Origin of the sequence: Yinghuangia sp. YIM S10712 (assembly GCF_051388935.1) — a bacterium.
GTDB lineage: Bacteria > Actinomycetota > Actinomycetes > Streptomycetales > Streptomycetaceae > Yinghuangia.
Map to the genome: position 1 here is coordinate 1 of NZ_JBPKBI010000012.1, position 21644 is coordinate 21644.

General features: G+C 71.6%; 22 protein-coding genes. 13 read left to right on the forward strand and 9 right to left on the reverse strand.

The annotated features are described in order from the left end of the window. On the reverse strand, nucleotides 1-180 hold a 180-nt coding region (locus ACRX5W_RS22290; RefSeq protein ID WP_436790021.1), incomplete at its 3' end, for a hypothetical protein. A gap of 110 nt (nucleotides 181-290) precedes the next feature. On the opposite strand from ACRX5W_RS22290, the gene ACRX5W_RS22295 reads away from it, so the two are divergent. Both ACRX5W_RS22295 and ACRX5W_RS22300 read left to right on the forward strand, forming a co-directional pair. Further along, nucleotides 291-515: a hypothetical protein gene (locus ACRX5W_RS22295; RefSeq protein WP_436790022.1), complete on the forward strand. Its 225-nt coding sequence runs from the start codon at nucleotides 291-293 to the stop codon at nucleotides 513-515. A 429-nt stretch (nucleotides 516-944) separates the two neighbouring features. After that, nucleotides 945-2147 carry a low temperature requirement protein A gene (locus ACRX5W_RS22300; RefSeq protein ID WP_436790023.1) on the forward strand — a complete coding sequence of 401 codons (1203 nt, stop codon included), beginning with the start codon at nucleotides 945-947 and terminating at the stop codon, nucleotides 2145-2147. Between the two features lie 504 nt (nucleotides 2148-2651). On the opposite strand, the gene ACRX5W_RS22305 is transcribed toward ACRX5W_RS22300, so the two are convergent. After that, nucleotides 2652-2882, reverse strand: coding sequence for a hypothetical protein (locus tag ACRX5W_RS22305; RefSeq protein WP_436790024.1), 231 nt, complete (start codon nucleotides 2880-2882; stop codon nucleotides 2652-2654). A 282-nt stretch (nucleotides 2883-3164) separates the two neighbouring features. On the opposite strand from ACRX5W_RS22305, the gene ACRX5W_RS22310 reads away from it, so the two are divergent. From ACRX5W_RS22310 to ACRX5W_RS22340, 7 genes are all read left to right on the forward strand, one after another. Further along, entirely contained in the window at nucleotides 3165-3884 is a 720-nt protein-coding gene (locus ACRX5W_RS22310) for a leucine-rich repeat domain-containing protein (protein WP_436790025.1), read from the forward strand. Between the two features lie 285 nt (nucleotides 3885-4169). Continuing rightward, entirely contained in the window at nucleotides 4170-4955 is a 786-nt protein-coding gene (locus ACRX5W_RS22315) for a maleylpyruvate isomerase family mycothiol-dependent enzyme (protein WP_436790207.1), read from the forward strand. Between the two features lie 404 nt (nucleotides 4956-5359). Then, nucleotides 5360-6298 carry a YhjD/YihY/BrkB family envelope integrity protein gene (locus tag ACRX5W_RS22320; protein WP_436790026.1) on the forward strand — a complete coding sequence of 313 codons (939 nt, stop codon included), beginning with the start codon at nucleotides 5360-5362 and terminating at the stop codon, nucleotides 6296-6298. Between the two features lie 108 nt (nucleotides 6299-6406). Further along, on the forward strand, nucleotides 6407-7153 hold the full coding sequence (locus ACRX5W_RS22325; RefSeq protein WP_436790027.1) for a hypothetical protein: 747 nt from the start codon (nucleotides 6407-6409) through the stop codon (nucleotides 7151-7153). Then, complete coding sequence (locus tag ACRX5W_RS22330) at nucleotides 7150-8013, forward strand: carotenoid biosynthesis protein (RefSeq protein ID WP_436790028.1); 864 nt, start codon at nucleotides 7150-7152, stop codon at nucleotides 8011-8013. The genes ACRX5W_RS22325 and ACRX5W_RS22330 overlap by 4 nt, the downstream gene beginning before the upstream one ends. Beyond that, a complete protein-coding gene (locus ACRX5W_RS22335) occupies nucleotides 8010-9173 on the forward strand; it encodes a glycosyltransferase (RefSeq protein ID WP_436790029.1) in 1164 nt (387 codons plus the stop codon). Before ACRX5W_RS22330 ends, ACRX5W_RS22335 begins: the two co-directional genes overlap by 4 nt. Next, nucleotides 9161-10654: a phytoene desaturase family protein gene (locus tag ACRX5W_RS22340; RefSeq protein WP_436790030.1), complete on the forward strand. Its 1494-nt coding sequence runs from the start codon at nucleotides 9161-9163 to the stop codon at nucleotides 10652-10654. The genes ACRX5W_RS22335 and ACRX5W_RS22340 overlap by 13 nt, the downstream gene beginning before the upstream one ends. Before the next feature lie 8 nt (nucleotides 10655-10662). On the opposite strand, the gene ACRX5W_RS22345 is transcribed toward ACRX5W_RS22340, so the two are convergent. After that, a complete protein-coding gene (locus ACRX5W_RS22345) occupies nucleotides 10663-11373 on the reverse strand; it encodes a CDP-alcohol phosphatidyltransferase family protein (RefSeq protein ID WP_436790031.1) in 711 nt (236 codons plus the stop codon). A gap of 294 nt (nucleotides 11374-11667) precedes the next feature. Here ACRX5W_RS22345 and ACRX5W_RS22350 point away from each other — a divergent pair, with 294 nt between their 5' ends. Then, a complete protein-coding gene (locus ACRX5W_RS22350) occupies nucleotides 11668-12660 on the forward strand; it encodes a phytoene/squalene synthase family protein (protein ID WP_436790032.1) in 993 nt (330 codons plus the stop codon). Here ACRX5W_RS22350 and crtI read toward each other — a convergent pair. Next, nucleotides 12641-14131, reverse strand: coding sequence for a phytoene desaturase family protein (gene crtI, locus ACRX5W_RS22355; RefSeq protein ID WP_436790033.1), 1491 nt, complete (start codon nucleotides 14129-14131; stop codon nucleotides 12641-12643). The genes ACRX5W_RS22350 and crtI overlap by 20 nt on opposite strands. Nucleotides 14132-14158: 27 nt before the next feature. After that, nucleotides 14159-14932, reverse strand: a complete 774-nt coding sequence (locus ACRX5W_RS22360; RefSeq protein WP_436790034.1) for a lycopene cyclase domain-containing protein — start codon at nucleotides 14930-14932, stop codon at nucleotides 14159-14161. Between the two features lie 385 nt (nucleotides 14933-15317). On the opposite strand from ACRX5W_RS22360, the gene ACRX5W_RS22365 reads away from it, so the two are divergent. Continuing rightward, the gene (locus ACRX5W_RS22365) at nucleotides 15318-16169 is read left to right on the forward strand and encodes a DUF1963 domain-containing protein (RefSeq protein ID WP_436790035.1); all 852 of its coding nucleotides are present in this window, start codon (nucleotides 15318-15320) and stop codon (nucleotides 16167-16169) included. 101 nt (nucleotides 16170-16270) lie between these two features. Here the strand turns inward: ACRX5W_RS22365 and ACRX5W_RS22370 are convergent, their stop codons facing one another. From ACRX5W_RS22370 to ACRX5W_RS22385, 4 genes are all read right to left on the reverse strand, one after another. Then, nucleotides 16271-17206: an SDR family oxidoreductase gene (locus tag ACRX5W_RS22370; protein ID WP_436790036.1), complete on the reverse strand. Its 936-nt coding sequence runs from the start codon at nucleotides 17204-17206 to the stop codon at nucleotides 16271-16273. Between the two features lie 211 nt (nucleotides 17207-17417). Further along, nucleotides 17418-17741: a hypothetical protein gene (locus ACRX5W_RS22375; protein ID WP_436790037.1), complete on the reverse strand. Its 324-nt coding sequence runs from the start codon at nucleotides 17739-17741 to the stop codon at nucleotides 17418-17420. Then, a complete protein-coding gene (locus tag ACRX5W_RS22380; RefSeq protein ID WP_436790038.1) occupies nucleotides 17741-18796 on the reverse strand; it encodes a TerC family protein in 1056 nt (351 codons plus the stop codon). Before ACRX5W_RS22380 ends, ACRX5W_RS22375 begins: the two co-directional genes overlap by 1 nt. Nucleotides 18797-18869: 73 nt before the next feature. Next, complete coding sequence (locus ACRX5W_RS22385) at nucleotides 18870-19391, reverse strand: universal stress protein (protein ID WP_436790039.1); 522 nt, start codon at nucleotides 19389-19391, stop codon at nucleotides 18870-18872. Between the two features lie 127 nt (nucleotides 19392-19518). Between ACRX5W_RS22385 and ACRX5W_RS22390 the strand changes: the two genes are divergently transcribed. Beyond that, on the forward strand, nucleotides 19519-19851 hold the full coding sequence (locus ACRX5W_RS22390; protein ID WP_436790040.1) for a helix-turn-helix transcriptional regulator: 333 nt from the start codon (nucleotides 19519-19521) through the stop codon (nucleotides 19849-19851). 571 nt (nucleotides 19852-20422) lie between these two features. Then, nucleotides 20423-21274 (forward strand): DUF4232 domain-containing protein, encoded by an 852-nt coding sequence (locus ACRX5W_RS22395; RefSeq protein ID WP_436790041.1) that lies wholly within the window; start codon nucleotides 20423-20425, stop codon nucleotides 21272-21274. The last annotated feature ends 370 nt before the right edge of the window (nucleotides 21275-21644 follow it).

Genomic DNA, 21644 nt, shown 5'->3' on the forward strand with positions numbered 1-21644 from the left:
GCCCTGGCTCATGACACTCAGCGCCGATGCCTCACGGCCGTCGACGGCGACGTCCATGGCGAGCTTGCGTACGCTGGCGCTGCCGACCAGGCGCACCGACCGCAGGTCGACATTGCTCTGCTGGCGCAGTTCCTCCCAGATGTGCTGGGACTGCTCCTCGAAGGGCCGCAGCCGCTCCAAGCGAAGCTCTGCCGCTGCCCTCCGGAGCCACGCGCGGCCGCCTTGCGACCGCCCAGGCCATCGCCGTCCTGGCCCGCGCCCACCAGGACGCCGTCTGGGAGAAGGGCCAGATGGTCAACCAGCTCCGCTCCCATCTGCGCGAGTACTACCCGGCTGCCCTGACCGTCTTCCACGGCAGCGGGACGCTGGGCCTGGACTCCGCGCACGCCCGCGCCGTTCTGGCCGCGGCACCTACCTCCGGCAGCCGCGGCCCGACAGACGCACAGCCAGCTGCGCGCCCCGCTCACGGGGCCGGACGACTTCGACGGGGATCGACACCGAAGTCGAACGACTGAGTCAGTCGTGCTGAACGGGGGTCGGCGCCGAACGGTGCGGGCGGTGAACGCCACCGGCTCGACGAGCTCGATGTGCGGCCGACCGCTAGCGGAATTCCACGAGCCACCGGCGGCGGCTGGCTTCGCACGCGCCCCTGACCTACGCGGATCAAGCGATCGAAGGGACTTTCGCCGGCCGGGGGTTCGGGGTTGGGCATGCCCGTCAGCGCTGTTCTGGTTCACCGGTCCTGGAGCCGGCCGGTGATCCACTCGCCTACCACGCGCAGGACGCCTTGGACGGAGTCGCTCCCCATCCCCGAGTCGCCGGTCGGCGTCGATCACGGTGGGGGCTTCGGAGCGGAGCGCTACTCCCCTGCCGGCGGTCACCTCGTCGCCGGTAATGTTCCGGCGGCGGCCGACCGCAGCGGCCCAAGGGGAGGGGAAACACACATGCCCGGTGAACGTGCCCGGCCACGTCTGACGGCAACCACTGACGAGCACCGGGTGACACCCGCCGAGCTGTTCTTCGACTTGGTCTTCGTGTTCGCGATAACCCAGGTCACCGCGCTGATGGCGGAGAACACGAGCGCGCTGCGCATGCTCGGCGCCGTGGTGGTGCTGGCGCTGCTGTGGTGGTGCTGGTGCTGTTTCGCGTGGCTGGGCAACGTCGTACGCGCCGACACCGGGGCGCTCCTCGGTGTCCTCGTGAGCGTCATGGCGGCGGTGCTGGTGGTCACGCTGGCCGTCCCGCAGGTCTACAGCGACCACGACACCGGCTTCCCCGTGCCGCTGGTGTTCGTGCTGTGCTACGGCGCGGTCCGTGTCCTGCACCTGGTGGCGTACTGGCTGTCCGCGCCCGGTGACGCGGAGCTTCGGGCCACGATACGCCGCGCCGCACTGCTGTCGGTGAGCCCGCCGTTCGTGCTGCTGCTCGTCGGCGCCGCGCTGGACGGCGCCGCGCAGATCATCCTGTGGCTGGCGGCGGTACTTGTGGACTACGGCGCCATCTACGTGATCGGGGCGTCCGGCTGGCGGGTGACTTCCCCGGCCCACTTCGCCGAACGACACGGCCTGATCGTCATCATCGCGCTGGGGGAGTCACTGATGGCGATCGGCGCGGGTGTGGCCGGGCTGCCGCTGAACGCGCCCGTGCTCGTGACCGCGGCAGCGGCCCTCCTCTTGGCGGTAGCACTGTGGCGGGTGTACTTCCGGCGGGTCGCCGAGGCGGCCGAACACCGCCTCACCGAGGCCCGGGAGGAACGCACCGGCTTCGCCCGGGACGTCTACACCTTCTTGCACCTGCCGCTCGTCGCCGGGATCGTACTGGCGGCGCTGGGCATCAAGAAGGTCGCGCACCAGGTCGCCGACGACTCGCACTATGAGCTGTCGGAACCCCTGCACGGCATCGTCGCGTGGTCGCTGACGGGCGGGGTGGGCCTGTTTCTGCTGGGCGCCTGCGCGATCCTGTGGCGCACCACCGGCCGTCGCCCGACCACGCTCCTGGTCTCGGGCGTTGCCTCCGTGGCGGCCGGCGGTCTCGTCGTGCTGCTCCCGGCGCTGGTGTCGCTCGTACTGCTGTCCGCGGGGACGGCGACACTCGCGCTGACTTATAGGCAGCGGAATCCCGTCGTGTTGGCCCCCGCCGAGTCGTAGGCAGCGTGGCTGAGTCGGACGCGCCCAGCGGGTGGTTGTCCCTTGTGTCCTTCTTCAGGGCCCCGGATCGATCGGGCTCCCGGCTTCCGTTCAGGGACGGGCGCTTGGTAGCGGTCTCGCCGTCATGGAGGATGTTGGGCAGGGTCTGCTTGATCACCGCAGCGTCACTGCAGGTGATCTGCGAGGCGGCGCGGCTTGCACCGCCGCGGCCGGGGGTGGGTGTCCACCGCCCGCGGTGAACGCCGTTGGCGACCAGGCGCGCGCCGCAATGCCGTCGCGGCAGTCAGTAGCCGAACTCCTCGCGACATCACGTCCTCCGGATCAGTGGCCGGGAGCCGATACGAACCATGCTGCCGCGGCCACGGCATGTCCGGGAGATCTCGGTGCGGTTCACCGTGCCAACAACCGTCGGACAACGCACACTTCACCCCGTAACCGGAAAAGGGAGACCATCGGACGGTGCGACGCGTGTCGCCTCCTCCCCCTGATCGCGGGGTGCCAAGCTCAACGTGCCTGGGGGACGGTGTGGTAGGTGGCCGCCTGGATGGTCCACGTCGCCGCGTACTCACCGCCTGGGATGATGAGTTCGTCATGGCGGGCCTGTTCGATGATGCGGCCGCGGTCGAGGACAATGATGCGGTCGGCGTTGCGGGGGGAGCCGAGGCGGTGGGTGGCGAGCAGGACGGTTCGGCCGCGGTCGGCGGGTGCGGATGCGGTCGTGGACCGCTTCGTCACCGCGGGGGTCGAGGACGGCGGTGGGTTCGTCGGCGACGAGGAGGAACGTGTCGGCGCGGTAGAACGCGCGGGCTGCCGAGATGTGTTGCCGCCGGCCGCCGGAGAGTTCGTGGCCGCCCCACCAGGAGCGGGCGAGTGAGGTGTCCAGGCCGTGGGGAAGGCGGGCGATGACCTCGGTGGCGTCGTCGCGGGGGCCTTGGCCGAGGGTTATGTTGTCGCGGGCGGTGAAAGGCCGGCGGGCGTAGTCCTGGGGGAGGCCGCAAACAGCGTGGGGGCGATCTCGTGGAACATGCATTGAATCTATGGCGGCACAGTCTGGGCACGGCGCCGGAGTCGGTTTGGCTGCAGACCGACCTGAACGTCTTGATTCTCGCGGAGAACGGGTTGACCACGATTTCCCCGAAGGTCGGATCTTTACATCGTCTGCACACGCTGGATCTGGGGCACAACGCGCTCACCGCGGTCCCCAGCGAACTTGGCGATTTGGCGGCACTCACCGATTTCCTGTACCTGCACGACAACCGCTTGACAGAGCTCCCCGAGTCGCTGGGACGGCTGACGCGGTTGCGCTATCTCAACGTCGGCGAAAACAACCTCACCGAACTCCCGGGAACCATAGGGAACATGCGCTGCCTCACCGAACTGCGGGCGCAGTACAACAACCTGGCCCGGCTCCCCGACACAATTGGCGGGCTGTCTCAGCTGCGAGAGCTGTGGCTCCGCGGGAACGCCCTTCAACGTCTACCGGAATCCGCAGCCGAACTGACCCAACTGCGTCACCTCGACCTGCGGGACAACGCGCTGACCGAGGTTCCCGAGTCTCTCGCCGAGCTCCCGCTCCTGCGGCACCTCGATCTACGTGCCAACCGCGTCATGGAGCTGCCCGGCTGGCTTGCCCGGATGCCCTCGCTGGAGAAACTGGACCTCCGCTGGAACGAGATCGAGCCCGCCCCGCGACTCCTCGACCACCTGGCCCGCCGTGGGTGCATTGTCCTGAAGTGACCCAACAGCGCCCCCGACACGTACGAAGACCCCACCGGCGACCACCGGCTGGTGGACTACCGCGGTGCTTCCGCCGTGCAACCCGGTGGCCGGTCCCGACGGCACACCGCTTGAAGGGTCGCGGAGCCCTGGGCGCAACTCTGTGGTCCGAACTCCCGTGGACGCCCCAAGAATCCGTCCGCGGTCGCTGGGCGGACGAATTCCGGTGCGCCGGGCAGTGGCAGCACATACCGTCGGCACATAACGATCTTCGGTCCGGCCATTGATGTTCGCCGGCTTTTCCCACTGGAGCGACGAGCTCTGCTCGGGCTGCTGCGTGCGCTGGGTCCGGAGGACTGGGCCAAGCCGACGGTGTGTCCCGGCTGGGACGTCCACGATGTCGTGGGCCATGTGCTCAACGACTACATGCGACGTCTCTCGGGCAGCCGCGACGGGCACCCCGGCGCCGTCTTCGCTGGCGACGACACACTGCCGACCTACCTGGCCCGCACCAACGACGAGTTCGTCCGGGCGAGCCGCCAGCTCAGCCCGCAGCTGCTGATGGACCTGCTGGAGCACTTGGGTCCCCAACTGGACGCGGTGTGGTCGACCAGAGACCTCTACGCGCCGGCCGATCTTGACGTCTCCTGGGCCGCCTCGGACCTCCCCAGCCCGGCATGGCTGGACATCGGCCGCGAGTACACCGAGTTCTGGGTGCACCAGCAGCAGATCCGCGACGCCGTCTCCCGCCCCGGCGCCGACGAACCCGAGCTCATGGCCCCGGTCCTGGACATCTTCGCCCGAGCTTTGCCGGCCGCCCTCCAGGAACACACGCGGCCGGCCGGAACGGCGGTCCACCTCGAGGTAAGCGGACCGTCCGGCGGCCGGTGGACCGCGGTACGCCAGGCCGACCGGTGGCGTCTGGGAACACCCGAGCGGAAGCCGTACGCGCACGTCTCCATGGACCAGGACACCTTCTGGCGCCTGGCGACCCGGGGGATCCCCATCGAGAGCGCCCGGAAGCGCTCGCAGTCGAGTGGGGACCGGGAGCTGGCTGATGCTGTGACGGAGCTATTCGCAGTCGTCGGGTAGCCGGAGAATCAGCCACGGTTGCACCCGTCTTGAGCCGACCGAGACGGACCCCGGCCCCGGCCCCGCGATCCGCAGCGGACCGTTGGCGATGTTGTCGAGGGCTTCCTGGGCGACTTCGTCGGGCGACTCGGCGGCTCAAGGGGGTAGCCGAGCCGGGCCATCGCGGGAGTGGCCGTGAATCAACGCTCAGGTGCAGTTCGCGGCCCGCCGTGCTCCCGGTCGATGTGCGCGTCGGCGCCGACCGCACGGCCGTGCAGGCCTTGGGGCCGTTCGCGCGCCGAGCACTCGACCACACTCCCTGACGCCTCCGCGGATCGCACCGGGCTTGGGCGAGTGCGTCGGATCCGGCTGTCGCACGCGCCGCAGCGCCCCCGTGGCATGCCACTGGTTGCTGCCTCGCGCCGGTGGGTAAGCGCACGGCTGTGCCCGCCCGAGCCGTCACCCATCGCGGGTGGATCGCCGAGGCCGACCGCCGGTGGCAGGCGGGCCGGCGTGCGGCCACCGCCACGGCGAGGGCACTTCGGGGAACCGACCTGGCCATGTGCTCCGCCGCAGCGACGTTCTACGCGGCCATCGCCTTGGTCCCGGCGCTGGTGCTGCTGCTGACCTTCGCGAGTTGGGCCATCGGTGACGACCGAGTGGTCGACTGGGGCAGGCACACGGCTGCCGCCCTGCCCGACGGACTCGGCGCCGACGACGTGTTCCGCGAATTCGTCGAGAACGCCGTCGCCCTGCCGCTGCCGGCCGCGCTGGCGGGCCTGCTGCCGGCGACCTTGTACGGCGAAGGGCTGCGCCGTACGTTCGGCCACGTAGCGCCCGGTGGCCGCGAACGCCGCCGCTGGGTCGGCTGGCGGGGGCGTCTCGCCTTTCTTCCGCTGCTCGTCCTCGCTCTCCCCGCACTGGTCGTAGTGCTCGCGTGTGGCCCCTTGCTGGCGTCGTTGTTCCCGCGCGGCGCGGGCGGCACCGTCGCCGGAGTGCTGGTGGCCTTCGCGGTCAACTGGGTGCTGCTGTCCCCACTGCTGGCGGTGAGCTACCGCATTCTCGGCCCCGTCACCCCCCGGTGGAAGTCCTGCTTCGTCGGCGGCTTCACCGTCGGGTCCTTCCTGGCCGGCTTCCTTGAGGGCTTCGTCGTGTTCATCGCCATCCCGCTGGACCTGGGCGTCCCGTTCGGGGGCTACGAGCAGGTCGGTGCCGCCGCGGCAGTCGCGCTGTGGACCTACCTGCTGCACATGATCGCCCTGGCCGGCTACCGGTTCGCCCTCGAACTCGACACCACCTGGCCCGGGTCGGGCGCCGGCCGCGACGGACGGGCCGGACACCATGCCCCTGGGCCATTGGCGTGAACCCGGTTGCGCCCCGGTCGCCGCGGGGTAACCCCGCCTCCACGCCCCGATCCCCGACCTCGGGAAGGCCACCCGCATGCCCATCGGCCTCACCGCCCCACCACCGGCATGGTCGCCGTGAATCCCGGCCTCGCCCGACCGCTCTGGGCCACGGTGCATGTGTGGGGCGCCGCAGCGACATGGGTGCCGTGGTTCGCCGCCCGGGCGAGCCTGGACCGGCCGAGCCTGCGCGGACTGCGAGGCCTGCACTTCGCGAAGTTCCTCGGCACCGGCCACGGCCGCACCTTCTCGCCCCGCGATGCGGACTGGCGGCACTGGGCGTTGTTCGCGACCTGGTCGGCGCCCGAGCACGCGGACGCGTTCGACGACAGTCCCCTCGTGCGAAGGCGCGACGCGGCGAGCGAAGAGCGGCTGCGCCTCGTGCTGGAGCCGGTGACGTGGCGGGGCAGCTGGGACGGCCGCGCGCCCTTCGGCTCCGCGGAAGCCCGAGGCGAACACCGTGGTCCGGAACCGGTGGCGGCACTCACCCGCGCCCGCCTGGCCCTCGGCCGGCACACCGCGTTCCGCCGCGCGGTACCCGCCATCGCGGCCGAACTGCGCACATCCCCGGGCAAGATCATGGCGTTCGGTGTCGGCGAGAACCCGTTCGGACGCCAGGGCACCTTCAGCGTCTGGCATGACGCCGACGCCATGCGTGCGTTCGCCCACGACTCGCCGGCCCACCGACGGGCCGTCCGTCTCACCCCCCGGACGCGGTGGTACGCCGAGGAGCTGTTCGCCACCTTCCGCGTGCAGCGCATGTCCGGCAGCCATGCGGGGACCACCTACGGGTCCACCGCCAAGGCGGCCGGGTGACCACCGCGCCGGCCGGGCCGCCGGAGACCCTCGGCCGTCCCCGGGCAGGGGCCTGGACCTGGGCCCTGACGGGCGCGGCCGTCGGACTCCAGATGATCACACCCCTGTGGCCGGAGACCGGGCGGGACCGTCTGACCCAGGGGACGGTCCTCACCTGCTGCGCCGCGTCGGTTCTGGCAGCGTGGAGCAGGCACGGCGCGCGGGGCGCCGCGGCGGTGCTCGGGGTCTGCGCGGTCGGGGGTTGGGCGGTGGAGGCGGCCGGGCTGCGCACAGGCTTCCCGTTCGGCACCTACACCTACGGCGGCGGTCTGGGGCCGGACGTCGCGCAGGTCCCGGTGCTGGTGCCCCTGGCGTGGGCGATGATGGCCTACCCGTCCCTCGTGGTCGGCCGCACCCTCGCCCGCCCGGGCGCCGACCGCTGCGGGACGTGGGCCGTGGGCGCGGTCGGCGGCTGGGCCCTGGCCTCGTGGGACGTCTTCCTGGACCCGCGCATGGTGGACGAGGGGCACTGGAGCTGGGCCGACCCCCGGCCGGCCCTGCCCGGGGTACCGGGTGTCCCCCTCACCAACTACGCGGGTTGGCTGGCCGTCGCGGTCGCCATGGTCGCGGCCCTGCACCGACTGCTCCCGGAGGACACGACGCACACCGGTGCGCCGCAGGGCCCGCCCGCTGCGCTGTACCTGTGGACATACGCGTCGTCCGCCATGGCCGGCGCGTTGTTCTTCGACCGACCGGGCGCGGCGTTGGCGGGCGGCGTCCTGATGGGGTTGACGGCCCTGCCCTTCGCACTGCGGACCGTGCGCGCGCTGCGGGATCGCACCGCCCCGGCCGCGCAGGGCCGGCCTCGGACCCCGGCATGAACGCCCTCGGTTGGCGGGCGCTGGTGCGATGCGGCACCGTCCTCGCCGCCGCGGGCGCCGCGCATGCATGGGTGAACGCCGCGCGGTTGCGGGTTCCGCCGTCGACACCGCCGCAAGTCCGAGAGCCGGTCTCGGTGTTGGTCCCGGCACGGGACGAGGCCGGGAACATCGGCGCCTGTGTCCGTTCCCTGTTGGCGCAGCAGGGTGTGGACGACTTGGAGGTACTCGTCCTCGACGACGGTTCGACGGACGACACCGCAGTGGCCGCCACTGCCGCGGCCTTCGCGGCGCCCACCCGGGCCGCATTCAAGGTGATCCGCGGTGGCGACGGGCCGGGCCCGGTGACCGCGGGCAAGACCCGCGCCTGCGAACGGCTGGCCGCCGCCGCCCGCGGCTGCGTCCTGGTGTTCGTCGACGCGGACGTGATCCTGGCACCGCACGCGGTCGCCGCATCCGTCGCGCTGCTGCGGCAAGCCCGGCTGGATCTCGTCTCGCCGTATCCTCGGCAACTGGCCGACGGCCTCGCGCCACGACTGGTCCAGCCGCTGCTGCAGTGGTCGTGGCTGACCACTCTTCCGTTGCAAGCGGCCGAACGGTCCCGGCGGCCGTCCCTGACAGCCGCCAACGGACAGTTCCTCGTCGTCGACCGCCACGCGTACGACGCCTGCGGCGGTTTCGGCGCCTTACGGACGGCCTCCGAGCGGGTCCTCGACGACATCGCTCTGCTTCGAGCGGTCAAGCGCGCCTGGGGACGGGGTGTGGTCGTTGACGGAACCCACCTGGCCGTCTGCCGCATGTACGAGGGCTGGGCCGATCTGAGGGACGGCTACAGCAAGTCACTGTGGGCCGCGTTCGGCGCTCCGGGCAAGGCCGCAGCAGTCGGCGCGGCCTTGGCGCTGGTCTACCTCGTCCCTCCGGCCGCGGCGCTGGCGGGCTCGCGCACCGGCGCACTCGGCTACGCGTTCGCAGTCGCCGGACGGGTGATCTGCGCGCGCCGCACCGGAGGGCGGGCGTGGCCGGACAGCCTCGCCCATCCGCTGTCGGTCATCGTCTGGGGGGTGCTCACCGCCCGGTCGTTCCGGCACCACCGCCGTGGGACGCTCCACTGGAAGGGTCGCCCCGTCCACACCCCACAGGCGTACCCGCCGTGGCACGGGTGATCGTGATCGGCGCGGGCATGGGCGGTTTGGCCGTCGCCGCCCGCCTCGCCGCCCTGGGGCACCGCGTCACCCTCTGCGAGCGAACAGCGGCGGCCGGCGGAAAAGTGGGCACCTACACCCGCGACGGCTTCACGTTCGACACCGGGCCCTCACTCCTCACCATGCCGCACGTCTACGAGGAATTGTTCGCCGAGACCGGCGCCCGGCTGCGCGACGCCGTCGACCTGCTGCCGGTCGACCCGGCCTTCCGCTATCGCTTCCCGGACGGCACCGAACTCGACATGCCGCACGACCAGGCCGCCGTCGGACCCGCCCTCGCCGACGTCCTCGGGCCGGATGCAGCCGCGGACTGGCAGCGTCTGACCACACACGCGAGCGACCTGTGGCGCGTCGTCGGCCGCCCCGTGCTCGAACAGCCACTCGCCGGGCTCCGCGACCTCGCCGGCCGCGCCACAGCCATCCGCGACCTGGTCCGCGTCGCCCCGTGGCGCTCGCTGCGCACCCTGGGCCGGACCCGACTGCGCGACCCGCGCCTGCGCATGCTCCTCGACCGTTACGCCACCTACACCGGTTCCGACCCCCGCCGCGCGCCCGCTGCCCTTGCCACGATCGTCTGGGCCGAACAGCACTTCGGCTGCTGGTACGTGCGCGGCGGCCTGCGCCGACTCGCCGAAGCCCTCGCAGACCATTGCCGCGAACTCGGCGTGCGCGTTCTGCTCGACACGGAGGTGGCGCAGGTGAACACCACCGGAAGCGGGGCCTCCGGGGTGACCACCGCAGACGGCCGTGTCCTCCCGGCGGACATCGTGGTCTGCGACGCCGACGCCCGACACCTGTACAGCCGCCTCGTCGACGACCCAAGAGCCCGACGGCCACTGCGCTCCCTGGAAAAGACCCAGCCGTCCTTGTCCGGGTTCGTCGTGCTGCTCGCCCTCCGCGGCCGGACTCCCCGCCCCGCCCACCACCGTGTGCTCTTCCCCGCCGACTACGACGCCGAGTTCGACGCGCTGTTCGGCAACCGCACACGACCGGTGGCCGACCCCACCGTGTATGTCAGCGCGCCCGACGATTCGACCCTGCGCCCCGACGACGACCATGAGGCGTGGTTCGTGCTGGTCAACGCTCCCCGCTCCGGCCCGCCCGGCAGCCCGGGCACCGTCGATTGGGACGCGCCGGGTCGGGCCTCCGCGTACGCCGACAACATCCTCGACGTCATGGCCGCCCGCGGGCTGGACGTACGCCATCGGGTCCTGTGGCGCGAGACGCGAACGCCGGCGGACCTTGAGCGCGCCACCGCGGCCCCCGGCGGCGCCATCTACGGCAGCTCTTCGAATGGCGCCCGCGCGGCTTTCCTGCGCCCGTCCAACCGCTCGCCCGTGCCGGGGGTCTTTCTCGTCGGTGGCTCCGCACACCCCGGAGGCGGCCTGCCGCTGGTGGCGCTGTCAGCGGCTATCGTCGCCCGCCAGATCGGCCCCGCCTGAGAACCGACTCACCCGCGCCCGGGAGCGGCGGGCAGCCCACGGCGCACCGCGACCCCCAGGTGGACCAAGCCCACAACGGACACCGACGTCCACGCGACCACGGCAGCCACGGCCCACCGTCCGGACGCACCGAACGGCCAGTCGGCGAACACCCCCTGACACGCGGCGAACACGACGACCACAACAACCCGCGTCGGGCGCTCCGCCACCGTGATCGCCCCCACCCCGGCCATGCCCGCGGCGTTGGCACGAGCCCGCAGATACTCGTGCAGCAGCACCAGGACGACGACCGCGACACACCAGCGCGGCCAGGCCCCGAGCAGCCACAGCACCATCACCAGCAGTACGTCGGTGCAACGGTCGGCCATCGCGTCCAGGACCGCGCCGCGGGGCCCGGCCCGCCCCTGCCGCCGGGCGACCGCGCCGTCCAGGCCGTCCAGCACCCCGGCCACCAACACCAATCCGGCCGCTGCCAGGGCCCATCTGCCCCCTGCCGCAGCCGGCACGACTGCCACGACGGCCATGCCCAGCGCCGCCATCGTCACCGCATTCGGCGGCACCGACCTCATCCACGTGGCCCCGGCCAGGGCCCGCATCAGCGCCAGCCATCCCAAGACGACGCGACTGCCCTCCGGCCTGTGACCACCGTGCTGGTCGGCCCACTGCGCGAGGTCCTCGTCCCGACACTCGGGACCGTGACCGCCACCGGGCTGCTCCATTCCGTGAGCGTAAGCCGCAGGCCGGGGAGCCGCGCGCGTCTCGGCTTGTCCGGCGTGTGACGGCTCGCGGGGCCCGTCCATGACGGCGGGGCGAGCGGCAGAGGAGACGTCTCACGAGCAAGGGGGCAAAGCCGGGCCGCCCATGAAGTTCGCCGCCCACAGCCATGCCCCGGCTTCGAGGCCCGTGCAGGAGAAGAAGCACCCGAACGCGCCGGGTGCCTCACCTGCGGTTCGGGCACAGCGTTCGCGACGAACCGGCTGTCGCCGGTGGCCCGAACGCACCGGGAGAGCCGCATGGAGCTGCTGTACGGGGACGCGACCGGCGGCCGAAGCCGGACGGCCGAGCCGGTGACGCTGTCCGCCGCATACGAACGCTGCCGACGGCTTCACGCACGCCACGGCCGCTCGTACTACCTCGCGACGATGCTGCTCCCCCGCTGGAAGCGCCGGCATGTTCACGCGCTCTACGGCTTCGCCCGCTACGCGGACGAAATCGTCGACGCCCGGGCGGACACGCGCCCCGGCGAGCGGCTTCGGGAGCTGCGACGGTTCACCGGCCGGCTGCGACGCGCGTTGGACGGTGTACCGGTGGACGATCCGATCCTGCCCGCGGTTGTTCACACGGTCCGGGCGTTCGACCTCGACCGGGCGGACTTCGAGGCGTTCGCGGCCTCCATGGAGGCCGATCTGACACGCACGCACTGGGACACCTATGAGGATCTGCTGACCTACATGGAAGGATCGGCCGCGGTCATCGGCACGATGACCACACCGATCCTCGAACCCGTGGACCGAGCCGCAGCCCGGGAGCCGGCCCGACAGCTCGGGTTCGCCTTCCAACTGACCAACTTCATCCGCGACGTCGGCGAAGACCTCGCCCGAGGGCGGATCTACCTGCCGATGTGGGACCTCGACCGGTTCAAGGTCAGGCCTGCGGACTTGGCCGCCGGCCGGGTCACCGACGGCATCCGTGACCTGCTGCGGTTCGAGATGGGCCGCGCGTGGGCCCACTACCGCGCCGCGGCTCCCGGCATCGCGATGCTCGCCTCGTCGTCACGCCCGTGCATCGCCACCGCCTTCACGCTGTACTCGGGAATCCTGCGGGAGGTCGAACGGTCCGGCTACCAGGTGCTCACCGGTCGCGTGACGGTCCCCCGCCGCACGAGGCTCGCGGTGGCCGCGCGCCATGCCGGGCGCGCGGCGATCGCCGCGCGTGCCGAACGCCGCGTGAGCGTCACGTCTTTCGGCGACCAACCCCCGGCCGGGGTCAACGCACGGGTCCGATGATGCGCTCGGCCGCCAGCCGCCCGGACAACAGCACCATCGGCACGCCGACGCCCGGACGGGTGCCGCATCCGGCGAGGACGACGTTGTCCAGGCCACGCACCCGATTCCCGGGCCGGAACGGTCCCGTCTGCAGCAGCGTGTGCGCGCCGGAGAAGGGGGTGCCCATCGCCAGCCCCTGGTCGAGCCAGTCCGCCGGGGTCACCAGGTGCTCGGCCACGACCGCGCCGCCGAAGCCGGTGAGACCGCGCGCCTCAAGGGTCGCGGCCAAGTGATCGCGATACGCCCGGCCCCGAGCCCGCCAGTCGGTGGCGCCGCCCAAATGCGGTGCGGGCGCGAGGACGTAGTACGTCTGCGCCCCGGCAGGGGCCGCCGCGGGGTCGCTGCGGGTCGGGTTGGTGACCAGCAGTGAGGGGTCCCGCATCGGCACCTTTCTGTCCATCACATCGGCGAACACCTCATCCCACTGCTCCCCGAACAGCAGATTGTGGTGGGCGAGATGGTCGTACGCCCGAGCCCCTCCGACATGCCACACCACACACGACGGTGACGAGCGCAGCCGCCGCAGGCGCCTCGGGGTGTGACGGGCGGGCAGCAGGTCCCCGTAGGCGGCCGGCAGATCCGGATTGAGGACGAACGCGTCCGCGGTGAACCGCTCTCCGGCCGCCGTCACCACCGCCTCGGCCCGCCCGCCGCGGGTCTCGACCGCCACGACCTCCGTGCCGTACCGGAAGGTCACGCCGTGCTTCTCGGCGGCCCCGGCCAGCGCCCGGGGGACCGCGTGGACACCGCCCCGCGGGTAATACACGCCCGCGACCGTGTCCATGTAGGCGATCACCGCGTACAGCGCCAGCGCGCGATCAGGTGGGACACCGGCGTACATCGCCTGGAAGGAGAAGACCCGGCGCAGTCGCTCGTCGGCGAAAAACTCCCCGACCCTGGACGACAGACGCCGGAAGCCGCCCATGGCGACCAGCCGGGCCAGGTTCGGCCGCAGTACGCCCGGCAGGTCCGCGTGGCTGTCGATGAAGTCGGTGTACTGGCGCCGGAACAACTCGGCGACGAAGGCGACGAAGGCCCGGTATCCGGCCGCCTCCGCCGCCCCGCACACCCGGGCCACCTCGGCGGCCATGGCCTCCACGTCCGCGTGCACGTCCAGCGTCGAACCGTCCGCGTAGTGCGCCCGGTAGGCCGGACTCAGCGGCAGCAGGTCCAGCCAATCGGGCAGGTTCTCGCCCACGCACGCGAGGGCGTCCTCGATCAGCCCCGGCATGGTCAGCACGGTCGGCCCCGTGTCGAAGGTGAACCCCGCCACCGTCAGCGACCCGGCCCGTCCGCCGGGAGCAGCGCCGCGTTCGAGAACCGTCACCTCGCGGCCGGCCCCGGCCAGCCGCAGCGCCGCGGACAACCCGCCCAGGCCCGCGCCGACAACGACGACCCGGTCGGTGCGGCCGGGCACCCTGCGCTTCTTCACACCGTCCTGCCTTCCCGAATGTCGCCGTCACTGGGTGGCCCCGGCCGACACCATTTCGGAACGCAGGACTCGGGTCCGGACAGCCGGGTGGATGGTCAGCAGCAGCCCGTCCACGAGCAGCAGACTGGTCACCAGGAAGAAGACAACCTCCTCCACGGGGAGACCCATCGGCCGCAGACCCGCCGTCAAGTCGGGCGAGATCATCCAGATGCCGTCGGTCAGCGCCCACCAGTCCGCCGCGCACAGGTACGCCACCGGCGGCAACACCGCCAGCGCCCGCACCCCCCGCTCGGCGCGCAGCACATCCGCCCCGACCGCGCGCTGCACCGCCGCCGGGACGCCGCACCACGCCGCGAGCGCCGCCAGGTAGAACGCGCTGTCCGGCCCTGCCGCCGCCACCGGGACAGCGACGACCACCACAGTCGTCCACCCGGCGGCGGATACCAGACGCAGCCGGGCCGTGGCGGGCTGGAACGGCCACCGCCTGGCGCGCCGCCCGGCGACCAGGCACGTCCACAGGCCCACGGTGCACGCCTGCGCGACGATGAAGCCGAACTCCTCCGCCGGGACGCCCCACCACCATGCCCGGACGCGCTCGTCCGGGTACGACCACAACCCGCGCCCGATCACCCACCGGTCCCACGGAACCGTCCACACCAGCGCCACGACGACATACACACCGAGCGCGGCCAGACCCCGGCGGCGCACGACCGGGTCGGTGCCCCGGTCCGCCGCCAAAGCCAACGCCAGGACAAGCACGGGCGGCAGGACGAAGACCGAGACGAATCCGAAATAGCTCACCGGCAGCCTTTCATCGCAGACCGCGCCGGTACCCACCCGAACTTGGAAAGAACCGTGACCGCCCCCGGGCAGTGACACGTCCACGAGCTGGGCAGGTCGGGGCGCGACCGCGGCTCCCCCGGCGCCATGCGGCGGGTCAGCCGCGGCCGCGAACGATGCCGGTGCCGGGGGTGTCGAGGAAACCGGCGAGGGTGACGGCGAAGACGGGCACCGTTGTGTCGCGGACCGCGCGGATGCGGCGGGCGCCCGCGGTGAACGCCGTTGGCGACCGGGCGCGCCGCGGTGCCGTCGCGGCAGTCAGTGGCCGCCTTTGGGGGGTGGCGCAGCCGACGTGAGGGAACCCGTGACGACGGTGGCGGCAGCGGTTTCGCTCTAGGATCCGCGAATGGATCTCGGGACACTGCCGGAAGAGTCCGCCCGGCTGATTCGCACGGCACACGAATACCTCCCACCGGACCTCGCCGAACAGTGGACAGGACTGTTGCGGCCGACTTTGAAGTTCCGGCATGGCGACGACGCCGACCCGGCCGTCGCACACCGCGGCGGAGAACCGCTGATGCCACCGGACATGCCCTGGCCGACCTGGGATGGGGAGGGGCCGCTGTCGCTGATCGCCGGCTTCGACCTCGGTGCGCTGCCGCGCGGGAATCTGAACCTGCCCGACTCCGGCCTGCTGTACTTCTTCTTGTTCGACGGGCAGGTGTGCGAGAGCACCATGCCCTCGCTGGACGGCGTACCGCAGGCGCACCGCGTCCTCCACATTCCGGCCGGGACGACCGTGAGGCGGCGGACGCCGCCGCACGTGCTGCGGCCTGTCTCGGCGGAACCGCTGACGGTGTCGGTGGAGTTCACCGCGCCGTCCCAGGCGTCACACGTCCTGGAGGATCAGTTCGACACCACGGACGCCCGTGTCTCGGAGGCGCTCTACGACGGTGATTTTCACGACGCCCTGGATCTTTGGGAACACTTGGACCATCAATTGGGCGGCTACCCGTTCTCGCCCCAGAACCCGTCGCTGTGGGACATCGTCGGCGACGAGTCGTTGCAGACCGGTCCCGGCCAACTCGAAGCCTGGCAAGCCGAATGCAGGCAGTGGTTGACGCTCGCCCAATTCCCACCGGATTACCGGTCCGCGCTTTGGTGTTCCGATACCGGCTACCGGTACTGGTACATCCGCCGGGAAGACCTCGATGCCCGCCGGTTCGACCGCGCGGCGTTCGCCTGGCAGGACACCTGACCTCTCAGCGTCGATCCCAACGGCTCGCTCCGCCGCAACTCCGAGTCGAGGCACTGGGCCCGCCGGAGCTGCGAAACCGGGGCGGCGCGCCGGGATATCTGTCACCGGTAACCGGTCGCGTCCGCGGGCTTGCCTGGCTCCTCGACCTCGACCAGGTAGCGCCAGCAGTCCGGGCGCGAACCGTCGAGATCGGTGAAGCCGTACTCCTGTGCGAGTTGTCCGCTGGACAGGGACTGGCCGTTCCGGCGCGCGACGTCGGCGTCGCCGGCCAGCGCCGCGACCGCGCGTCCGACGTACGACGGGCTCTCCGAAATGCAGAAGTGCGGGACCGTGGCCAGCGCGTCCCGCCAGTTCTCCTCGGTGACGCCGAACCCGTCGAGCATCATCTCCGAGCGCAGCCAGCCCGGGGTGAGCGCGACCGCCGTGCCGCCGTGCGGCTTCAGCTCGTGCGCGAGCCCGAACGCCATGCGCAGCACGCTGTTCTTGACCAGGTCGTAAAAGTACGAGTTGCGGTAATGCGTTCTGTTGTACGCGGCGGTGCCGTCGGTCATCTCGACGACGAGCCCACCCGGTTGCCGTACCAGCAGCGGCAGCAGGAAGTGGCTGGTGATCGCGTGTGTCTCCACGCCCAGGCGGAGCAGCCGAAGTCCGTCGTCGAGGTCGTGCTCCCAGACCGGCGTGTCGAACGCGAACAGCCGCTCGCCGCCCCAGACATCGTTGACCAGCACGTCGAGCCGGCCCTGCTCGGCGTCGATGCCCTCGGCCAGCGTACGGACCTGCTCGGGCACCAGGTGGTCGGTCGGCACCGCGATGCCCGTTCCGCCTGCGGCGGTGACAAGCTCGGCGGTCTCCTCGATGGTCTCGGGACGGTCGTACTCCGAGCGCCGCTCCCGAGTCGTGCGGCCGGTGACGTAGACCGTCGCCCCCGCCGCGCCGAGCTGCACCGCGATGCCACGCCCGGCGCCCCGGGTGGCCCCCGCGACCAGGGCGATCTTCCCGCGGAGGTCCGGTGCCGATGTATCGGGCTTGAACGCCATGGTGGTCCTTGTCTGTCCGTCCGACCCGGTCCGTGGGGCCGCCATCGGCGCCGACCGGTGAATCAAGGATCCTCCGAAAACCCGACACCTTGTGTCGCATTCAGACGACGCTGCGACCGAACAAGGGCACTGTCTGGCTTCGGCTTGTACCGGTGCGGTCCCTGGCCGAAGCCGACACAGCCGCGCTTTGAGGCAATGCCTCTCGAACGCCTCACCCGAGCCGCTGGTTCGCACGCTGTCGGCCAACGGTCGCCGGTACCGGCAGCGACGAGGAGTCGTCGGCCGGGCGGCCCGTTAGGCCGCCCTGCGGGGATCCGAACTGGTCCTCGTGCACGCCCGGCAGCCCGCAGGCGTCGCCCGCGTGCCGTACGCGCCACCGTGCGAACCCGGCCACGACAAGATCCGGGCCGACTTCGCCGCCGACGTGCTCGCCGCAGCTGACCGCACCGCCCGAGCGGCGGCCCCCACGCTGCGGCGTTCGCCCGGACGTCCGGCCCGTGACGGTGTACGCGTACACGGACCTGGAGCGGGCCATCACGGCCGTCCTTCCGGATGGTGCGCGTCGGCGGAGGGGGTCGAGGCGTGGGTGCCGGTGGCCGGGTGTGGCTGCGCGTCTGCTGCGTGGTCCGTCCGGGATGCGGACTCGCCGCTCTCGCCGTCCTCGCCGCGGGTGGCGATGAGAGACCAGGCGATGGAGACGGTGATGGTGACGGCGATGACGGAGAGGGTGAGGGGGATGGGGAGCTTGCCGACGGGGGTCTCGGACAGGATGAGCTTGACGCCGGCGAAGGCGAGCAGGACCGCGAGGCCGTAGTGGAGGTAGGCGAAGCGGCGCAGGAGTCCGGCGAGGCAGAAGTACAGGCTGCGCAGGCCGAGCACGGCGAAGGCGTTGGCCGTCCACACCAGGAAGGTGTTGGTGGTGATGGCCAGGACGGCGGCGACGGAGTCGACGGCGAAGATCAGGTCGGTGGCCTCGATCGCGATGAGGGCGACGAACAGCAGCGTCGCGACCTTGCGTCCGCTGATGCGGGTGAAGAACTTGCCGCCGTGGTAACGCGGGTCGGTGGGGATGATCTTCTTGACCAGGCGAACGACAAGGTTGCGGTCGGGGTGGACCTCCTCGTCCTTGGAGACGGCCATCTTCCAGCCGGTCCAGATCAGGAACGCGCCGAAGAGGTAGGCGGTCCAGAAGAAGACCTGGAGCAGTTCGGCGCCGACGAAGATGAAGACCAGCCGTGCCGCGAGTGCGCCGAGCACGCCCCAGAAGAGGACTTTGTGCTGGTAGGCGTCGGGGACGGCGAAGAAGGAGAAGACCAGCGCGAAGACGAAGACGTTGTCGATCGACAGGGCCTTTTCGATCAGGTAGCCGGCGTAGTACGTGGAGGACACCTCCCCGCCCTGCCAAGCCAGGAGGATCAGGCCGAAGCCGAGGCCGACGGCGATCCAGACGCCGCTCCAAATCGCGGCCTCACGGAAGCCGATCACGTGGTTGTCGCGGTGGGCGAGCAGGTCGACAGCGAGCATCAGGCAGATGCCGACGGTGACGGCGGCCCACACCCACAGCGGGACCGCGAACGACATGTCATTCATGGTGATCGGCTTCCTCGTCGGGGAAAGGGCGGAAACGACCGGGGAGCGTGTCCGCGGTAAGCCGCCGGGGTTGTCATGTGGGAGGGCGGCCGGGCGCCGTCGGCTGTGCCCAGGGCAGCGGGGAGGCGGCGTGCACCGGCGGCCCGCCGCGGATCGCGGCGGCCTCGATCAGCGAGAAGGCGTCCAGCCCCGCCGGGCCGGTTCGGGAGGCGACCACGAGCGGCGCGTGATGGTGGGAGGCCAGCGCCAGCACTCCTGCCGCCGCGCCCAGCCGGGTGCCCCGCCCGTGGGGACGGCGGTACACGGCCGGGATGTGGGCGGCGTGGTGCCGGGGGACCCGCGGCAGCACCCGTGCAAGCACGGCCCGGGCCTCCGGGTCGTCCGGCCGAGCACGCGTGCCCGGCACGGGCGCGGGCGGCAGCACGGCGATCAGCAGCAGCGGCACCCCGCGCGAGGCGGCGATGCGTGCCGCGGTCTCGGCCACGGCGACGTCGTCGAGGCGGTCGGCCAGCACAGCCGCAACCGGCTGCGGGGCCGACAGGCGGCCCCGCACGGGAACGGCCGGTGCGGGCGGGCGGGAGAGCTGGAGATTCACGGGGGATCACGCCTTCGGGAACGGCGGCAGCGACACCCCCAGCGTCACCCGAACAAAGATTTGCGTCAACAGTTACGCGAAATTGTTTTCGCCAATCATTGTTCGTGCGAGGGGCTAGGGTGGATGCATGAGCGTTCCTTCCGCCCGTGGCGACGCCTGGACCTTCCTCACCAACCACGCCCGCGTCCTGCTGTGCCTCGCACGCGACCCCGAAGCGCGGCTGCGCGACGTCGCGACCGTGACCGGCATCACCGAACGCGCCGTCCAGCTCATCGTCGCCGACCTGGAGCACGCCGGATACCTCACCCGCATCCGCGTCGGACGCCGCAACCGCTACACCATCGACACCGCCCAGGCCCTGCGCCACCCCCACGAGGCCGACCACCCCGTCGGCGACCTGCTCAACACCTTCCTCCACCGCGAGGACACGTCCGAAACCGAGCCGCGAACAGCCTCCTGACCCCCGGCCATGCACCGGGCCCTCGCCGAGACCTCGTCTTCGAGCGCCCGCGCGACAGACGGCGGACAGGGCGGACGCCGGGCGGACACGGTCTCGGGGATGTCGGTCCGGACTGTCCGGTCCGGCGCGACCTCGGTGCGCGCGCTCACCACGGCACTCACATGGTCGAGACCGACAGGTGGGTCAGCCCGTGTCCGGCAGACCTGGCGTACGGCGGGCGTGGCTGTTGACACCGTCATGAGGGCAAGCACGGGCCTTCCTGGGAGGGTGAGGTGCGCTGTGATCAAGCCCTGTGCGAACGCCGCTGTCGGGGCCTTCCGCCGACATTTGTGAGAACCGGCTCGGCTGCCATGCAACCCCGGTGCGCCGAGTCGGGGTTTGTCCGGGCAGGGAGGTGTGAGGGAAGCGTGAAGTCTTCGACGAGTCGTTTCGGGTCGGCAGCCAGGCGGTTCGTTCGGCGATGTTGCGTAGCTGCCTCGCCCTCGCCGGCGACGCCCTTTTTTTGGGGGTGGCAGGGGTGGCTTTCCGCTCCTGGAGACGCTCCTGGGCCCGACAACGAAAGGAACAACAAATGCATGGCCATGAGCACCGCACACAGGGGCACGGCGTGCCCTTCCCTTCGCCGGACGACGCGGGGAGCGACGCCCGTCGCCGCAAGCGCCGGGCCGGGTGGGCGGCTTGTACGGTGTCCGCGGTCGCCGCGGTCGCGGTCGTCTCCACGGTCGCCTTGACAGGAGGCGACGCGAAGGCAGAGGCGGAGGCGCCGCTGCCGCCGCCGGGGCCTCTGGCCGCGGCGCCGCTTCTGGAGACCGTCCCCACGACGTCGCCCGACACCGCTGAGGGTGGCACCGCGAACCCGGGCACTCCCGGAACTCCGGCTGCCGGACCGGCCGGTCCGTCGAGCGCCGCCAAGGTTGGGGCGGCGACCACCGACGGCCGCGCCGCCGACGGCCGCGTCGGCACGAGCAGCAGCGAGACCGTCGCGCCCTGCACCACCGAAGCGCTGGCAGTCTCCTCACAGAAAGAGCCCGCGGACGCCACGGAGACCAGGCACCTCCTGATCACCGTCCAGAACGCCGGCAGCACGACGTGCAACCTCTACCGCTACCCCTACGTCCTGCTCGGCAACGGCCAGGCGCCGGCCCCGGTGATCGAGGACAGCGATCCGGACCCGGGCATGCCGGTCACCCTCGCACCGGGGGACGAGGCGTACGCGGCCATGGTCCTCAATGGGCCGATGGACGAGTACGAGGTGAACAGCATCAGCCTCACCCTGCAGGGCAGCACTTCCGGCAGCACGGCAGGCGGGCCGGTCGACGTCCCCATGCCCGGTGCGACACCGCTGTACGCCAACGACTTCCAACGCGTCACGTACTGGACCACCGCCCCCGGCTTCGCGCTGGACTTCGTCATGTCGAAGTGACAGCCCACGGCAGGGCCTTCCGGGCGGACTCTCCCAACACCCGGCCGGAAGGCGGCGATCCATCCCCGAGCCCTCGCCGCGATGTCCGACGCGGAGATCGCGGCGAGGGCCGCGCCGTGTGCGAGCGGATGATCGCCGGTGGCGCCGGCGCGGACTCGGTGGGAGACCTGACGGACCGGCGTGGCGCGGGCGACGCGAACACCTGGGCGCAGCACGGCGATCGCCGACCGCGACGGGCGCTGTTGTGCCCGTACCACAACGTGGAGGAATGACGTTGCATGGGGACGGTCAACCGCTGCGCAGCGACTGTTCCGGCTCGCCCTCGACAATTGCCCGGTAGACAGGTCAGCCGTCTGAAAGTCGGTGCCTC

Excerpts from the sequence above, each read along its gene's own strand:
- ACRX5W_RS22295 (WP_436790022.1), top strand. The coding sequence starts at position 291 with ATGGTCAACCAGCTCCGCTCCCATCTGCGCGAGTACTACCCGGCTGCC.
- ACRX5W_RS22300 (WP_436790023.1), top strand. The coding sequence starts at position 945 with ATGCCCGGTGAACGTGCCCGGCCACGTCTGACGGCAACCACTGACGAG.
- ACRX5W_RS22325 (WP_436790027.1), top strand. The coding sequence starts at position 6,407 with ATGGTCGCCGTGAATCCCGGCCTCGCCCGACCGCTCTGGGCCACGGTG.
- ACRX5W_RS22335 (WP_436790029.1), top strand. The coding sequence starts at position 8,010 with ATGAACGCCCTCGGTTGGCGGGCGCTGGTGCGATGCGGCACCGTCCTC.
- ACRX5W_RS22345 (WP_436790031.1), bottom strand. The coding sequence starts at position 11,373 with ATGGAGCAGCCCGGTGGCGGTCACGGTCCCGAGTGTCGGGACGAGGAC.
- ACRX5W_RS22350 (WP_436790032.1), top strand. The coding sequence starts at position 11,668 with ATGGAGCTGCTGTACGGGGACGCGACCGGCGGCCGAAGCCGGACGGCC.
- ACRX5W_RS22365 (WP_436790035.1), top strand. The coding sequence starts at position 15,318 with ATGGATCTCGGGACACTGCCGGAAGAGTCCGCCCGGCTGATTCGCACG.
- ACRX5W_RS22370 (WP_436790036.1), bottom strand. The coding sequence starts at position 17,206 with ATGGCGTTCAAGCCCGATACATCGGCACCGGACCTCCGCGGGAAGATC.
- ACRX5W_RS22375 (WP_436790037.1), bottom strand. The coding sequence starts at position 17,741 with ATGGCCCGCTCCAGGTCCGTGTACGCGTACACCGTCACGGGCCGGACG.
- ACRX5W_RS22380 (WP_436790038.1), bottom strand. The coding sequence starts at position 18,796 with ATGAATGACATGTCGTTCGCGGTCCCGCTGTGGGTGTGGGCCGCCGTC.
- ACRX5W_RS22390 (WP_436790040.1), top strand. The coding sequence starts at position 19,519 with ATGAGCGTTCCTTCCGCCCGTGGCGACGCCTGGACCTTCCTCACCAAC.
- ACRX5W_RS22395 (WP_436790041.1), top strand. The coding sequence starts at position 20,423 with ATGCATGGCCATGAGCACCGCACACAGGGGCACGGCGTGCCCTTCCCT.